The sequence below is a fragment of the Clostridium tarantellae genome (genome assembly GCF_009295725.1).
GTDB classification, from domain to species: Bacteria; Bacillota; Clostridia; order Clostridiales; family Clostridiaceae; genus Sarcina; species Sarcina tarantellae.
On the sequence record NZ_WHJC01000043.1, the window covers coordinates 1 to 18,496 of the forward strand.

An 18,496-nucleotide genomic window follows, 5' to 3' on the forward strand; every position below is an offset into this window, starting at 1 on the left:
AAATATAAAACTTAGTATTATTAAATTAAAGAGAGGGGAGTGATTACATATGTTTTTTAAATATAATTATGATAATAAATTAATTGTAGCTATTAATGCTATAAATTTTAATAACATTTCAAATGAATTATTAGAAAAAATTAAAATAGAAATAGACCTTTTAATTACAGAACTTTATTTTGAAGAAATTAATATAAATATTTTTGAAAATTCTATATTAATTACTAATAAGGCAGAAGAGTTAGAAGATTTAAAGGATATACTTTATTTTTTAAGTAAACTTCAAATAACTCTTTTATTAAAAGGTATTTTAATAAATGGTTCTGTAACTATAGGTAAAGATTGTACTCTATTAAAAGAAAAAGTATCAATGCCTAGAATTATAATTTCAAAAGAATTGCAAAAATATTTAAATGAATATAATGAAAATGACATTGAAGAATTAGAATTTGAATTTGATGAGTTTAATATTAATAATGATACTTATGATATGAATTATTTAAGTGAAGAAAAAAAAATTTATACTACTGTGGAAGAAATTAAATACTTATTAAAATTAGATAAAGATAAAATATTATATATAGACTATTTAAAAGACTATTTAAAAGATTATTTAGAGTCTGAAAAAGAATATATTAAATATAAAAAAGAAAACTTAATTATGAAAAATTCATTTAATTATAAATCAGATTTTTATAGTTATTATTTTAAAAATATAGTTACTGAAATAAAAAAAGTAATTTTTAATGGTTTAAGTAATAATAATGATATGAATATTATTTTAAAATATCTTTGGTTAAAGGATTATTATAATAACACACTCTACATGTTAGGTGCTAACTCTAATAATAAAGCATTTCTTAACACATAATTTTTGTAAAAGTTGCCCATATACTTATATTAAGTATATGGGCAACTAATATTTTGAATTTAAATTAATATTAAAAGAATATTTGTAAAATTGAAGTAATATATTAATTTTTCGGTTTGTTTTCTTGAGTTTGTTTTATTATACTATTCATTTGTTCTTTATTTAAAGCACCTGTTACATACCCATATATTTCTCCATTTGTATTTATCATGAATGTAGTTGGTAATGACCTAATTTGATAAATTTCAGTTACTTTCCCACTTTCATCAAAAACTACAGGAAAAGCATATCCTTTTTCATTTAAGAATTCTTTTATTCCTTCTGTACTTTTTTCTCTTCCTCCTGGAGTAGCTACCCCTAAAATAACAACATCATCTTTATTAAAATTAAACTCTTTAAATAGTTCTTCTATATAAGGCATTTCACCTTTACATGGTGGACACCAAGTAGCCCAAAAATTCAAAAAAACTGTCTTGCCTTTATAATCTGATAATTTATGTTTATTTCCATATTGATCTGTTAATGTAAAATCAAAAGCTGTATGTAATACTTCTTCTTTTACTGTTTTATCATCCTCACTATTAACTGAAGTAGAATTATTAATATTATTTCCTCCTGTACTTAAATAACCAGTAACATCATTTAACCAACCAGTAAAGGTCATAATCCCCATAATAATCATTATAACTCCACCTATTTTTATAGTATATTTAACTATTTTCCTATTATTTTTTATAAAATTAAGCGCTTGTGTTGTAAACAATCCTAAAATTAAAAAAGGTATAACAAAACCTAATGAATATACTAACACTAATAAATTTCCTGTTAATGCATTTTTAGCACTTGATGCCAACATTAATACGGAAGATAATGCTGGTCCTACGCAAGGTGTCCATGCAAAACTAAATGTAAATCCCATAATATAAGCTATTAAAGGATTCATACTTTTCTCACTAAAATTAAATTTCACCTTATGTTCCATTTGAAGAAAATTAAAGTTAAATATTCCTACTTGATGAAATCCTAATACTATAATTAATATTCCTGCTGTCTTGCTAAATAACTCTTTATTATTATTAAAAAAAGCACCTAAAGCTGTAAAAGATATTCCTAATATAAAAAATGCTGTAGAAATACCTAATACAAAAAACATAGTATTAAATAATACTTTTTTTCCCTTATATGTAATCTCTCCATCTTTATTTTTATGTTGTGAATTTCCTGCTAAATAACTCACATAAAGAGGTATTAATGGTAATACACATGGTGAAAGAAATGATATAATTCCCTCAAAAAATACTAATAAAAAGCTTACACTTCCTGTTATATTTAATCCTTCAAACATAAATTATAACCCCTTACTTTTTTAATATTTTTTAATAATCATGTTCAGCATCTCCTGATACTCTAACTTCATTATTAAATTTAAGAATATTATTTTGCTTTTTCCATTTTAGCTATAGTTAAATATTCCCCCTATTTTTTACCTAAATAAAAAAATCATCTTGCTACTATAGTTCCTCCTAATATTACTAAAATTAATTTCTTACCCTTAATTTGCTTACTACTTTAGAAATTTTATATTTCTTTTCTTATTTATATTTTAATATATATTTATCCATAATCAACTATTTGATTGTAAAACTTCAAATATATCAAATAAATTCAAAAATAATACATGCATTATTAAATGCATGTATTATCAAATTTAAAATTAAAAATATTTTTATTTTATTTCTTTTTTGTGAAAAAACTTTATAAGTTTAAAACTTTATAATTAACAAAATTAATTTCATAATCATCAATTTTGTTGTCTTTATTCAAATCAAGTTTATTTATTGAATCCCATATATCACTATTATCTTTAGAATTTTTTCCATAGTACTTTGAAACTATTGAAAGATCTCCAATATCAAATTTTCCATTTTCATTTATATCTCCAGTAGTTTCAGTTATTTTAAGTTCTTCAAATTTAGCTAAAGCTTCTTTTAAATTACTTATAGCATTTGCTATTTCTTCTACTGGTAAAATCTCTGAAGAATTATAAACTTTTTCTGCTTTTTTAATTTCAATATTTAATAAGTCTTTTGCACCAATATGGTATTCATTAACTTCCATTCCTTCAGTAGCATTATTAAATATTTCTTTTGCATTATCAATTACTTTCTTTAATTCACTTTTATCATTAATTTCAACTAATGCATTTTTAGAATCTTCTAAATCTTTAATAAGATTATTTATTTCTATTTGCTGAATATCATTTCTTTCAACTTCTATTTTTGCATTATTTAATACTTTTACAAAAGTTTCCCAAGACTCAACTGTATACATATCTTTATTAAGTTTTTCTCCATTTTTAATAGCTTGAAGTAAAATTTCTTTGTCTACTAATCCTAAAGCATTATCTATTTCCCCTAATTTAAATCTAGTAGCTATTATATATGGTTTATTACTTAAATCATTTTTATCCCAATTTCCATAAGAATCTAAAACAAAAGTTCCATCTGGTAATACCACATTTCCTGCATACCCGCAGTCACCTGATTTTGTACTTGGAGTAAAATCTTCTGCTAATCTTATACGATATTCTCCTTCATTTCCATTAACTAAATCTTCATAAGTCCCTACCCAAGCAATCCAGTCTCCTGCCATCCAATCATTATACTCTATTTTTCCATTATTATTATAATCTAATATAATCTCTCTAAAAGTAACTAATAATCTTCCACTTATAGGATCATAAGAAATTTTATGTCTTTCTCCATTTAAAGCACCTTGTACTTGTCTTGGTTTACTCCAAGTTTTTCCTTCATCCTTAGAAAAAGCTATAGTTGATTTATGCATATGGGATTGACTTCTTGCAAGCATAACTAGCTCATTTCCATCTGGTGATCTAAACATACCAATTTCACATAATTGTACTTTCTTTTCTACCTCTCTCCATTGTGGTATAAGTGGTTCTGGAGTACTCCACTGCTCATTTCCTTCTTCATCAAAAGTTAAATAAGTTCTATAATTTACATAATCATAGTCATGATAAACTCCCATCCACTTATCTATAAAGTTACCCTCTTCATCTTTTAATTGAATTAAACTCGACATTGCTACAATAGTTTTTCTTCCATTGTACCATTCTTTATAGTCACTCCAAGATTCTCCATTATCATTAGATATAGATGTTGTCCATCCTGTAAATCCTGTTCCCCAACCTGGTCCACCAGATATTTGAATTAACTTAGTAGTGCCATCTGTCATATTTAATTTATATAATGTTGGAGTTTCCATGGAATTTTTCCAAGTAGGATTAGTTTCTAATCTCTCTGTCCAAGTAGTTCCTCCATCATAAGATTTTTTCATTAATACTTCTCCTAAGCCATGACCTTTAGGATAAACTGTAATTAAAGTTTTATTATCATCTAATAAAACCATATCAGGTTGTCCTAAATATTGTCCTGCTTCTCTATCTATTACTATTTGTTTATTTGTATCATAATCATGTTGAGGAATAGTATATCCTATATGCATTTCTTTATTTACACGAACATCCACTTTTTTACTAAATCCAGAAGCTTCATTAGATACATTTATAAAAGTATCTCCATAAGCCTTTGCAGTAATTAATCCATTTTCATCAACTGTAGCTACATTAGGATTATCACTATTAAACGTAATAGTTTTATCTTCATTATCAGAAATTAATTCAACTTTTAGTTGTGAAGTTTCTCCCTCCATAATCTCTACATATTTAGTATTTACATTTAGTCCTGGTAGTTTTCTTATTTCATCGATTTCTGCTTTTGAAAGAGGCTTATCAAAAACTTTTACTTCATCCATAGCTCCTATATAATTTCTTCCACCAATTACTTTTAAAGGTGCATTAAAAGTATTATTTTTTGTCCATGTATTAGTTCCTGTAGATTCTCCATCCACATATACTGTCAGTCCTTGTGATTTATCATTTACCCAAGCTAAATGAATCCATTCATTTTTAGGTACTACATGCTTTATAGTTAAAAATCCAGATTTTACATGAACCCCCATATAACCAGTACTATCTTTTTGTATATCTATAGATTCTGTTTGTTTATCACCATTTTGAAATTCATTACCATCCCACATTATAGATGCTGGAAAATTTTCTATATCTCCTTTTTTAACCCACATTGAAAGAGTCCAATTTCCACTTAAAGTTGCTGGGTTTGTAATTGTTACATTATCACTTCCCTTATTAAATTGAAGTGCTTTACCAAGTACTCCATCTATTACCTCTGCCCCTTCTAATACTCCATCATAGTTATTCCACTTATCCTCTACATTATTGTCTAATATATTTTCAAAATCATAATAAGCTATACTATTTTTGCTATTATCAACTTCTTTTACCGTTACTTTTATTTCAGTCTTAATTTCACTATTGTAATTAGAAGTAACTGTAATAGATGCTTCACCTTCAGATATAGCAGTAACCTTCCCTTTTTTATTTACAGTTACTATGTTTTCATCAGAACTAACCCAACTAACTCTTTGATAAAGTGAATTTTCTGGTAAAACCTTTGCAATTAAATTATCTGAAGTTCCTGCTTCTAATATTAAAGACTCTTTATTAACATTTATTGAATTAACTTCTTCTACCTTTGTAGCTTTTAATTCAATATATTTTTTTGAAATATCTTCAATTTCTTCTCTTATATTTTTCATATCTTCTGGTAAAATAGCTCTTGTTTCATCTGTAGCATATTTAGCTCCACCATGCTCTCCTACACCATTTTTTTCTCCAGTATAATTTAATTTAACAGTGTTTAATAAATTTTTTATATCTTCTTCAAGTTCTGGAATTTCTTTTGCCATAAGATATAATTTATTAACATCTCTTACTCCTTCTGCAATCTTTTCTAAACGTACACTTGATTTAGAAGTTGGATTAATAGCATCTTTTTCATCAGGATATATAAGAGCTGTATCCCCTGCCTCAAATGCCCAATGAGTTACATCTCTTAATGGATCTTCTACCCAAGCATCATAAGCCCAACGTAAATAACCCGTTGCTCCTTGAGCTGCTGTAAATAACATTGTCCAATAACTCTCTCCTGGCATACTAAGAGCTAATGAATTAGGAAAATGTTCTGTACAAGTATAAATTGTAGTTTTATAATCTTTTGATGCAGAATTTCTTTCCTCAACAAAAGCTTTATATCCATCTAAATCAGTTTTAGCTGCAGTAGAACCTACACTTAAATCATCTACTCTTTTAGTTATATTAAGATAACTACTATCAAAATGATCCATTGCAGCTGCTTTTTTTAATACAAGACCATCCTTATTTTTAATCTTGTCTACTACATCAAAGGCCTTATCCATATTTGATCTTTCATCAATTCCAATATAAGTTTCTTCAAACCAACCCTTTTCATCTAAATGTGATACTAAAGCATTAAGGAATTGTATCCAAACCTCTTCATATTTAGCTGTTCCTGGAAATACAGTTACACTTTTTTGTTGCTGTGTTTCTTCATCAAAATAATATATTCTATTTCCCCAAGGTATCATACTATAACAAATAATTTTATCCCCAATACCTAAGTCCTTATTAAATTGAATCCATTTATCAAAAGCTGTAAAATCAAATTCAAAATTACCATTAGTTTTCTTTGTCCATTTAATCATAGATGGATAACGTATTTCATTTTTACTATAAGTTTGTCCACCCCAAGCTTCTTCTACTATAGAAGTTGTGATAGCATGTCCACCTAACTCTTTATACTTAAGCATATGTGGAGTTAAAATTTCAAAATGTTCATTTGAAAAAGGTTCTACATTATAATATTCAGCTATGCTGTATGGATACTGCCATAATTCAATATCAAATTCATAATCTGTACTATCTGGCATAACTGCATCTAATACCTCTACACTATAAGAAAAAGTTAAAGGGTTTTCTATTTCATCAGCCGTAATCATAATATTTCCTGTATAAACTCCAGCTGGTGTATTTTCAGGTATATTAAACTCTACCCATACTGGTTGAACTTTATTAAAATCTATATTTATTGGTTCATTAGTATATAAAATATCTGGAACAGCTCTTTTTTCTCCTGCAGGCATAGAAATATCATTTTGATTATGATATCCTGCATCACCTATATAAGCTAAAGTTTCCTTTAAAAATGTAGTAGTAACATTCTCACTAGATAATACATTTTCTCCTGAAATAAAATCACTAGATTTAACAGTTACATTTTTCAAAGCAGAGCCCTTAGAAATTAAAGCAATTTGTGATATTACTTTGTCACTTTTCCAAGCAAATACCTCTTCACTTACAACTCCCTTTGACTTAATCTCTTCATATTTATCTTGAGTATAATGAGTATTAGTATCTACTATAGTTCCATGCATATTAGCAACAGTAGGTTTTACAATAACTTTTAATTCTTTAGTAATTCCATATTCTTCTGATGAAATTATTATTTTAGTTTCTCCCTCACCATTAGCTTTAATATTTCCTTCTTCATCTATAACTGCTATGTTAGAATCTTCTGAAGAAAACTTAATATCTTTTACTTGTGCATAACTTGGAACAACTGTATAATTTATTTTTTCCTCAGCACCTTCAAGAAGTTCAATAGTAGATTTTTCAATCTTTATATCTTCTACTAAATATTTTTTATGATATACCTTAGCATAATCTACTTGTATTACAGCTTTTCCTTGTGTTGAATCACTTTTACCTGTAGCAACCGCTGTAAGTGTATGCTTTCCCTCACTTAAATTTTCAGCGCTAAATAACAATTGATTTCCAACTCTATCACCTGAATAAGAACTTACTTCAACAGGTTCACCACCATCTACAGAATAACTTATAATTCCATGATTCCAACTTTTATGACCATAAACCTCAATTTTATTTCCTACAAAATCAATGGTATAATACTTACTTGTAGCATCTGCTGCTCCAGTATTTATATCATTAAAATGTTCATCACCGGCTCCATCATAACTATCTGGTATTGATCCATAATTCCATCCTTCTCCATAGTAAGTAAATTTATTACTTTCTCCCTCTCTATCCATGCTATTTATAATTAGCATTTCATTTTCATTTGCAAAAACATTTATACCAATATTTTGCAAAATAATCATAGCTGAGAAAAAAAATACTAACGCTAAACTAATATGTTTTCTTTTCTCCATAACATTCTCCCCCTTTAATATATAAATTTTTTAATTCTATAAAAATATATCTTTAAACAAAGAAGGAAAAACAATTTATTTTGAAGTTTTTCCTTCTTTAAATTTATTTCAATTTTTCCGTTCTTATATTTTTAGCAATAGGTCTTGAAATTTTACCATTTGAATACTTTGCTACAATTTTAAAACCATACAAAGTATTTTCTTTTAAACCTTCTACTTTAAATTCTTTTATATCTGATGTAATAGTAGCTATTTCTTTTCCATCCTTATATAAAATATATGATTCTAACCCTTTTTTATTTTCAGGTTCATCCCAAGTTAAAGTTATACTATTAGGCCTAATTTCTTTACTTATTAAATTTCTTGCTTTTTCAAGAACTATTTTATCTTTATCAACTATTTGTAAATTTTCCTCTAAAGTTTTATTAATAATATTTTCTATACCATCAACATTAACATTCCTATCTTCAATTTTAATACTACTTTCACCATAACCCACTACTTTAAAAGTTAATTTAATAATATCCATATTTCCTTTTAAAGCATTTCTATATCCATCTGCTGCTAATAATAATCTTGCTTCATTTTCAATAGCACCATTAGCTAAAATATGATAATTCTTTTTATTTCCAACAGTTGAATCAAAGTTTATTAACTGTAAAACTTTATCATTAAAAGTTATTTTCAAATCATTAGAAACTATTTTATTTAAATCTTCACTAGAATATATATATTCTACTTTATCACCTATATCTAAATTATTATTGTTTTTTGTTGCTGTTACACTAGATTTAATAATAGGTTTATAATTCTCTCCTATTATTCTTTCTGACAATATTTTCATATCTCTAAAATCAATTCTATCATCAGCATTAAAGTCTAATTTACAAGCTTCTTCCCAATCTGAGTTATAAACTTTTCTTTGTTTTCCCATATATTTAATAGATGCTGCTAAATCTTTTCCATCAATATTAAAATCATTATTTATATCTCCTGTATTTTCTGTTACTAATAAATTCTTAGCACATTTTATTGCAGAATCTAAAAGTTCTTCTGTTTCTTTTATAGCTTTTATATTTATTCCACCTAGCTCTTTATAAGTTAAAATTTCCTTACCTATTTTAATAGCTTTTTCTAATCTATCCACTGCTACTTTAGGCGTTTGTCCTATTACATCTCCTATAATTATTTTATTTAATTCAGAATCACCTTTATTAATTAAAGCTATCAAATTAGTATAATCTAAAATTTCTTCTTTTTTTACTTCTACTAATTTAGCGTCATCAACCCAAACTTTATTTCCATCTATATACACATAAAACCATGCATAATTACTGTTAGGACCTGTGGTAAATTCAATAGTATATTCTTTATATTCTGTGGAATCTATAACTATTGTTTCTTTTCCTTGAGATGAATCTAAAAATTTTTGAACTGCCATAGTTGCTTTTGGTCCATTAATATTTTCTATCTTAGCATATATTGTAGCTTCATAAGTTGTATTAGATTTTAAACCTGTTATTTCATAATTTAAACCAGTTTCTTTATTACCTAATTGGGCGCAATAATTTCCTGTTTTTGCATTTTCACTATTTATATTTCTTTCTCCATAACCAGCCCATGCATTTTTAATACCTTGAGCGGCTAATTTTCCAGATTCAAAACCTGGATCATTGAAAAGATTTATTTCTATTTTCTCTTCATTTATTATATTGTTATGAGAAACACTTGCATCATAATATTCGTTAACCCCTATATCTGGTAATCCATTGTATAATTCATTTCCATAATAATCCATTTCTCCATTGTCAACTATATACTTTCCTGCATTAATAGCTGGAGAACTAGACATTAATTTATATCCATCTTCACCAACACCTGGATTTACAAACATTGGATCTTCAGTGATCATATTAAAATCATTTGGTAGTGCACTTATTATTCCACTTCCTTTTGAATAATAAATATTATTGTCATAGTTATATTTTCCAACCCAATTTCCATTTAATTTTCCACCCTCATCTACATAAAAAATGTTATTACTTAAATATAATCCTATTTCTTTATGGTTAATAGATCCCGTATTAAAAGCATTAACATTCATTCCTGCACCGGTATAAAAAACATTATTGTAAATTTTATTATTTCCTAATGGATTTGTAGTTGTAATTAAAGCAAATTTATCATTTTCACTTATATTGTATCTAAATATAGCATCTCTTGCATCTGCTACTCCTGAAGGACTATTACTATCTCCATAACTAATCAAAAGCATAGCTCCCCCATCATTATCATGACTATAATTATACTGAAATATAGTACCATTAGAATATCCATCTGAATCCCATGGCATTCCATCCATAATGCTATTTCCATTCATGCCTTCATTAAATTGAAAAATTGTATTATCTGCATTATGAGACCAAGCCGCACAATTGTAAGTTATATTTTGATTTCTTTTTGCAAAACCATTTATAGTATTTCTTTCTATTACTGCTCCATCTGTACCTTGAATTATTATTCCATCTCCACCTATATTCTCTAAATAATTATTTTTCACTTTAACATTAGTACTTGGATACCATCTTCCTGTTCCTGAATTTAAACCACCTCTATTAGTCCAAGAAGAATATAAAAGTTGTATACCTGTTCTATCTAAATCTTTTAAAGTACATCCTTCTATAAGCAAATCATCAAATTTTGTTGGTACAGTATTACCTAATATCTGAACAAATATTCCCCCAGTTGTTTTATAAGAATTATTATTTGTATACTTTAAATTATGTCTAATATCATGTAGTTCTAAATTCTTTAAATAAATATGGTTAATTACTCCCATATCTTTAGCAAGAATATAAATACCTCTTCTTTCTAATGGTGAATCGTAATCTGCAGAAATATCTAAATTATTATATTCTACATACTCTTGATTATTTATATAAATAACATTTTGAACTTCTTCTCCTCCTATCAAAGCTGGCTTAGGGCCTTCTCCATATTTATCTATAATAATAGGATTACTCTCTATTCCTGACCCTTTAATATATAACTGTCCTGGCCATACTTCTCCAGATTTAAAAAGAATTTTATCTCCTGGTTCAAATTCTATACTATTAATTTTATCTAAAGTTTTAAAAGCATTTCTTTTAGAAGTTCCTTTATTGTCATCATTACCATTACTCCAATCTACATAATAAACTCTTCCCTTTTCTGTATTGGTTGTGGCAAATACTTGTATAGGTAATATACCCACAAATATTATCATGGTTAATAACGTAGTAAAAATTCTTTTCATAAAATTTTATACTCCCCCTTAAATTTTTATTTTAAAAGTAAATTTTTTTACAAATATTTAAAACTATTTTATAGAATTAAAAACTTTATCATTCACTTTTATTTTACAATTTGAATTTATTAATTTAAGTTGAAGCCTATAAATATCTGTTATTAACTCTTCTTTTATTTCTGATTTTACTTCATCTAAACTTTTATACCCTTGTCCATCTCTTTTATCGCATATCATAAAATTATATGCTCCATTAAAATCAATTATATTACTAAATTCTTTAGGCTTTAACTTTAATGCTTCTTCTTTAAATTCTGCTAAAAATTTATTATCATTTCTTTTATTATCTTTTTTAAATTCATAAAAATTTGTTTTTATGTTACTATTATCTTCAAAATCCATATTTTCAGTTTCTTGTAATTTACTTCTTATTTCTTTAATTCTTTCAAAAGTTAATGTTTTTGATTTTTCATCTACCATTCCTTGTGAGTCAACATACGGTATTGATATTATATTTACATCTACTTTATCTTCTATCTTATATAAAGTTTCTTTATTTTCTTCATAATATTTTTTTATTTCTTCTTCACTAATATTGTTATTGCTTTCTATAGCTTTTTTTAATTTATTCTTTATATTTTCTAATAAATATGAAAAATATTCTTCTTCTTTATATTGCTTCGGACCATAAATAACTTCTCCATTATTTATTGCTTTTTCTCTTCTTTTATTTTCTTCCTTTAATTCTTTAGTAAAACTTTTATAATCTATATTTTCTATCACTTTAAATTTTTTAGCTGTAATTTGTATAGTTTTTATTTCCTTCAGATCTTCTATTGTTAATATTTTCACCAAGTCTAAAGGAGTTTCTCCTTCTAAAATCTTGGTATTCCAAAACTCTTTTCCACTTTTTTCATGACTAAATTCCTTAAAAACTTTAGTTTTATTTTTATTGAAATATAACATAAACTCACCTAAGTATACGGGCTCTTCATTTACATAAAAAACAACATCGAATTTGTCTTCCTCTTTAGAAAAAACATTTATACCCATTCCTATTACACTACTTAATAGTATTATTAATGTTATAACTACAAATATTTTATATTTTTTCACAGTGCACCTCTTGTTTTACAAAATTTGGATATTTGTTATTATTTTATATTTCTATATTTTTTTTAAAAATCCTTTAATGTATTTAAAAGAAATTTATTTTAAAAATACCTAAAATATACAAAAAACTTTATTTGGCAGATAACCTTAGGCACTTTAATTAAAATTATCCACAAATTTTAATTTATTATAAATTCTTTAAAAAAAATATAAACAATTAAACTACATATAGATTAATTGCTTATATTTCAAATAAAATTATTTATTTTTTAATTCATATATTTTAGAATATTTATTATTTAAATATTCTAAAAAGTATTTAGGATTAAGTTCTTCTCCTGTTACTTTTATAATCAATTCTGATGGAGTATATAAGCAACCATATTTATGAATATTTTCCTTTAACCAATGGGATATTATTTTAAAATTTCCATTTTTAATTTCATCAGAATAATTTGGAATATCTTTTTTCATTTTATATAAAAATTGAGCTCCATATAAATTTCCTAATGCATAACTTGGAAAATATCCTATTAATCCAGCTGACCAATGAACATCTTGTAGCACACCTTGGGAATAAATTTTGGGTTCTATTCCTAAATATTTTTTATATTTTTCATTCCATTTTTCAGGCAATTCTTCTACAGTTATCTCATTATTTAATAAAGCTCTTTCTAACTCATATCGTATTATAATGTGGATACTATAAGTTAATTCATCTGCTTCCACTCTTATTAATGATGATTCTACTTTATTTATACCTTTATAAAATTTATCTATTGTAATGTTTTTAAATTGTGGAAATGTTTTTTGAAGTTTAGGATAAAAATACATCCAAAATTCTTTACTTCTACCTAATATATTTTCATAATACCTTGACTGAGATTCATGTACTGACATAGAGGTACCCCCAGACAATCCTGTATTCTCTAATTTATCATCACTATTTTGATCATAAATACCATGTCCACCTTCGTGTATGTTACTAAAAAATGCACTTCTAAAGTCATTTTCATCATAATTTGTTGTTATTCTAACATCTTTATTTCCAAAACTACACGTAAAAGGATGTACTGTTGTATCTAAACGTCCTGCTTCAAAATCATATCCTATTTTATCTAATACAAATTTTCCAAACTCATGTTGATCATTTTTATTAAAATATTGCTTGAAAAAAGAATCATCAATTTCCACTTTAGATATTTTTATTTTATTTAATAATTCTACTATTCCATCTCTCAATTCATTAAATACTTTATCTAATTTTTCTGTTGTTAAACCCTCTTCATAATCATCAAGACAAAAATTGTAAATATCTTTTTTAAAACCTCTATAGCCAGCAAATTCCTTAGTAAAATCTAATATCTTTTCTAAATAAGGTTTAAATCCTTCAAAATCATTTTTATATTTAGCAGTTTCCCAAAAAGCTTCTGCAGTAGAGCATAACATTATATACTCTTTATTTCTATGAGATGGTATTTTTATAAATTTATCATAATCTTTTTTTAATTTTTTTATCATTTTCTTATCATTAAAACTTAATTGTTCAAACTTATCATCAAAATAATGTAACCATCCCTCTATTTTAGATGATGTAACAAGCTTAAATAATTCAGAAGATAAGTATCCTGATACTTTAATTCTACTTTCTATTGCTTTTTTAGGTATACCAACTCTCATATCCCATTCTATTAAACCTAATGCTTGACTTAAATAAGATATATTTTTTAAGTGTTCTTTAAGCTCCCTTAAATTCAAATCTAAATCTTCCATAATTTCCTCCATTTTTTAGTTAATAATCATTATACTACAATATTCAATAAATTAATTATTAATAACTAATTTATTTTCAATTACATGTATAATAACTATTGTTTTGCAAATACTTTATTAAATAATTATTTAAATTTAAAAGGAGTGAATTATGAATAATGATATACTTATAATAGGTGCTGGTATAGGTGGTTTAGCAACAGCTATTAGATTACTTCATAAAGGCTATAAAGTTAAAATCATAGAAAAAAATAAAACTATAGGTGGAAAGACAAATAAACTTAATTCTCCTTTAGTTTCTTTTGACTTAACTGCCTCCATATCTATTATGATTGATGAATATATTAAGTTATTTAAAGATATAGAAAAAGATTATAGTGATTATTTTGAATTAATTCCTTTAAATCCTATATATAAAGTTTTTACTAATAAAGGAGATGAACTAACTATTACAAAAAACATAAATAGTATAACTTTAAATTCTAAATCATTATCTATAAATGAATTAGTAAAATATAATAATTTTTTAAATAAAACTTACAAAAAATATTTAGTGGTAAATTCAGAGTTTCTAACTAAAAATCAAAATAAATTTTATGAATTATTTAAAATTAATACTATTAAAAATATTATAAAATTAAACCCTATAAAGAATTGTTATTCTTACATAAATAAATATATAAATAATGAAATCTTAAAAAATACTTTATTATTTCAATGTATGTATATTGGTGTAACCCCTTATAATTCTTCTAATATGTATACTTTAATCCCTACAGTAACCCAACTAGAAGGTCTTTATCATATTAAAGGTGGAACTTATAAATATATAGAATCTTTAGAGAAAGTTATAAAAGAATTAGAGGGTGAAATTTTAACTGATACAGAAGTTACAGAAATTATAATAAAAGATAAAAAAGCTATTGGAGTTTCTACTTCTAATAAAGAAAATATTTATGCTGATATAATTATTTGTAATAGTGATTTTTCTTATACTTTAAAAGAATTAATAAAAGATAAAAAGGTTAAAAAACCATATACTGTAGCTAAAATAAATTCTTTAAAATATTCCTGCTCAACATTTATACTACATTTAGGAGTTAAAAAATACTATAATAATCTATCAGTTCATAATATATTTTTAAATAATAATTTTAAAGAAAACATTAATGCTCCATTTAATGGATATATCCCTAATGAAGGTAATTATTATATTTATTATCCTAGTAAAATAGATAATAGCTTTAATAAAATTGGATATGGTTCTTTAAATATTACCTTAAGAGTTCCTAACTTATTAAACAAAGAAATTATTTGGAATAAAGAATTTATAAATACTTTAAAAAATAAAATTTTAAATGATATAAGTAAAATTAATGGTTTAGAAAATATTAAAAATGAAATAATTTATGAAAATTATACAACACCAATTACTTTAAAAAATAAATTTAATACTTATGCCGGATGTGCTTTTGGATTAAGTCATACATTAATGCAAACTAATTATTTTAGACCACAAGTAACTTTTAAGAATATTAAAAATCTATATTTTACAGGTGCTTCTATTCATCCTGGAAATGGTATTTCTTTAGTTTTAAAATGTAGTGAACTTTGTGCTAATGAAATAGTTAATTTAAACTATTAATTTAAAAAAGTTATATTTCAATATTTTTTGAAATATAACTTTTTAATTCTTTAGGAAATTATAATTTTGAGAATCTGTGGATAACTTTAATTAAAGTACCGAAGGCGGTCTGCGAAGCAGATTTTGTTCTAATAACAATTATTCTTCACACCTTTTTCTTCTTAATTTAGCTATTTCCTCTAAAGATAATCCCGTAGTATCCGAAATAACTTTATCATCAAATTCATCTAATAAATTTTTAGCTTTTTGAAAAATAGCTTCTTTTTCTGCTTTCCTCTCCATTTCATTCACAATATACGAATAACCCATTGGCATTTTTATCATCCTTTCTTTTTTAACTTTAACTTATTTTTTAATAATAAAATTACCTTAATATAATTTTATTATATTCATAAAATTTTATATTATCAATAATTGAATTTTCTTCATAAAATATCTTTATTTTCAAATTATGTAAAGTTATCATTTCTTTTATGTAAATTATTTTAATTTTTGTAAAATAATTACAAATGGATTGATTTAAAGGTTTTTTTTAAAATAATACATATTTTACTATGAACAAATACACATAATAAATCATATTATATATTAACTTTAAAAAAGATTAAAATTTATGTATATAAAAATACCTTTTATATATAAGTTGTATAGAAATTTACATTTTAATATTATATAAATTAGTATTTTAATTGTATATTAATTACCAATGCTTAACTACAACCTATATATAAAATTTAGTTATATAATAAAATATAAGGAGATGTTAATTTATGAGTGCAGCAACAGAGGCCGTTACACTGGCTACCAAATTAAATCAAATAGGTTTTGTAGAATTTACAACTAAATTAATAACTGATATTTTTGATACTATTGTAGCCTCTAACCTTAAACAAACTAGATCATATTTTGAATTAGTTGAACAAGTGAGTAAAACCTTAACTCAATTTATAAGTGATAATAAAACTTCTATTGGTGGAGATTCATTGCTTCAATTTTTTGCTAGAACTGTTCCTGATCCAAAACACCCCACTGGAACAAAAATAAGATCTGATAACATGCAAAAACTTACAGCTACAGAGGCTAATAAATTAAATGCTGCTCTTTTTGTAGATGGAGTACCAGCATCTACTACTACAGTACCTACTGATCCTTCTGATCCTTCTGATCCTTCTATTACTCCCCCTGAAGACCCTACTGGTTCTACTAACCCTGATCCTAATGCAGTACCTGGCCCTGCTAATACTACAAAAAGTATAAAAATGTTATATCCTGCTATAGCAAATGCAGCAACAAGCCGTATTGCTGCTGATAAATATAAGCTTTTAAAAGAAATGGTTAAAATGGGTATAGTAAGACTAGTTGTTGAAAGTGGGGAAATAAATACAAGATTAACCTTTACCACTTCTGGCTCGGATATGTATACTAACAATGCTAAAAAATACAATACAGATGACTTTAATTTTAGCTTAGCTGCAAAAACAGGAAGCGCATTAGCTTCATGGCTTACTGCTGAAGCTTCTGTTGGTTATACTAGCACTAGTGTAACTTCTGCTGATTCAAGTACAACTAATTCTACAAATTCTAGTGTAGAACTATTTGGTTCTGTTACTTTAAAATTTAAAACAGATTATCAACCATTAAATACTCAATAAAGTTATGTTTTTTAAAAAACCTACACCTATAAAATAATAAGTGTAGGTTTTTTATATTTATATTATTTTATTTTACACAAGCACTTTTTCCATTTTATTACATATTATATGATTAAAACAGAATTTTTAAATATAAGGGGATGTATACTATGTCAACTTTAAACAATATGTCTTTATTAACTAGAGCAAATGAAGTTGGATTCTTAGAGTTTACTGCTAAATTAATAAACGATGTTTTTGATGCTATTGTAACTTCTAGCTTAAATCAAGCACAAGCCTATATGGATCTAATTTCTGGAACAAAAAAAAGTTTATCTGCGTTTATAAATGATACTAAAGATTCCATAGGAGGAGATTTAATACTACAATTCTTAGTTGGAATAGTACCTAATCCTAATTATGCTGCTGGCACAAAAATAAGTTCTGATAGCTCAGAACTCCTTACTCCTACAGAAGCAAAAATTATAAATAATGCTATTTTAATTCCAGGTTTAAATACTCCTTCCCCTGCTAATTCTAATACTCCAATAAAAGATATATATCCAGCTATAATAGATGCTGTATCCAAACGAATTGCTGCTAATAAATATTCTCTTTTTCAAGAATTAAGCAAAGTAGGTGCTTTAAAAATATTAATTCAAGAAGGAGAAATAGAAAGTAGAGTAACTTTTAATACTTATGAATCTAATTTTTATACCTCTAATACATCACAATATAATAGTAATGATTTTTTATTTTCTCATACAGCCAAAACCGGAAGCATAGTTAACAATTGGATAAACTCATCTTTTTATACTAAACATTCGAATATTAATGTAAATCCTGCCAACTTACTTAATAGCCATTCTACTGTTACTTCTTCTCAAATGTTTGGAGCAGTAAAATTAAAATTTACAACTACTTATGAATCATTGCAACAATAAATTAATATATTCTATTATATTAGATTATTGAATAAAATATATTAT

At 25.3% G+C, this 18,496-nt stretch carries 10 protein-coding genes; 4 read left to right on the forward strand and 6 right to left on the reverse strand.

Annotated elements, in window-relative coordinates; genetic code table 11:
- The first annotated feature begins 49 nt into the window (after positions 1 to 49).
- Positions 50 to 871 (forward strand): hypothetical protein, encoded by an 822-nt coding sequence (locus tag GBZ86_RS05155; protein WP_152888412.1) that lies wholly within the window; start codon positions 50 to 52, stop codon positions 869 to 871.
- A 103-nt stretch (positions 872 to 974) separates the two neighbouring features.
- Here the strand turns inward: GBZ86_RS05155 and GBZ86_RS05160 are convergent, their stop codons facing one another.
- The 5 genes from GBZ86_RS05160 to GBZ86_RS05180 form a co-directional block, all read right to left on the reverse strand.
- Complete coding sequence (locus GBZ86_RS05160) at positions 975 to 2,216, reverse strand: redoxin domain-containing protein (RefSeq protein ID WP_152888414.1); 1,242 nt, start codon at positions 2,214 to 2,216, stop codon at positions 975 to 977.
- 410 nt (positions 2,217 to 2,626) lie between these two features.
- Positions 2,627 to 8,059, reverse strand: a complete 5,433-nt coding sequence (locus GBZ86_RS05165) for a glycoside hydrolase domain-containing protein (protein WP_152888416.1) — start codon at positions 8,057 to 8,059, stop codon at positions 2,627 to 2,629.
- 103 nt (positions 8,060 to 8,162) lie between these two features.
- Positions 8,163 to 11,354 carry a fibronectin type III domain-containing protein gene (locus tag GBZ86_RS05170; protein ID WP_152888418.1) on the reverse strand — a complete coding sequence of 1,064 codons (3,192 nt, stop codon included), beginning with the start codon at positions 11,352 to 11,354 and terminating at the stop codon, positions 8,163 to 8,165.
- 63 nt (positions 11,355 to 11,417) lie between these two features.
- A complete protein-coding gene (locus GBZ86_RS05175) occupies positions 11,418 to 12,461 on the reverse strand; it encodes a peptidyl-prolyl cis-trans isomerase (RefSeq protein ID WP_152888420.1) in 1,044 nt (347 codons plus the stop codon).
- Between the two features lie 255 nt (positions 12,462 to 12,716).
- Positions 12,717 to 14,231 (reverse strand): carboxypeptidase M32, encoded by a 1,515-nt coding sequence (locus GBZ86_RS05180; protein WP_152888422.1) that lies wholly within the window; start codon positions 14,229 to 14,231, stop codon positions 12,717 to 12,719.
- A gap of 151 nt (positions 14,232 to 14,382) precedes the next feature.
- Here GBZ86_RS05180 and GBZ86_RS05185 point away from each other — a divergent pair, with 151 nt between their 5' ends.
- Entirely contained in the window at positions 14,383 to 15,876 is a 1,494-nt protein-coding gene (locus GBZ86_RS05185) for a phytoene desaturase family protein (protein ID WP_152888423.1), read from the forward strand.
- 138 nt (positions 15,877 to 16,014) lie between these two features.
- Here the strand turns inward: GBZ86_RS05185 and GBZ86_RS17035 are convergent, their stop codons facing one another.
- Positions 16,015 to 16,185, reverse strand: coding sequence for a hypothetical protein (locus GBZ86_RS17035; protein ID WP_170272165.1), 171 nt, complete (start codon positions 16,183 to 16,185; stop codon positions 16,015 to 16,017).
- Between the two features lie 461 nt (positions 16,186 to 16,646).
- Between GBZ86_RS17035 and GBZ86_RS05190 the strand changes: the two genes are divergently transcribed.
- On the forward strand, positions 16,647 to 17,528 hold the full coding sequence (locus GBZ86_RS05190; protein WP_152888425.1) for a hypothetical protein: 882 nt from the start codon (positions 16,647 to 16,649) through the stop codon (positions 17,526 to 17,528).
- 149 nt (positions 17,529 to 17,677) lie between these two features.
- Positions 17,678 to 18,451, forward strand: coding sequence for a hypothetical protein (locus GBZ86_RS05195; protein WP_152888427.1), 774 nt, complete (start codon positions 17,678 to 17,680; stop codon positions 18,449 to 18,451).
- Positions 18,452 to 18,496 lie beyond the last annotated feature (45 nt).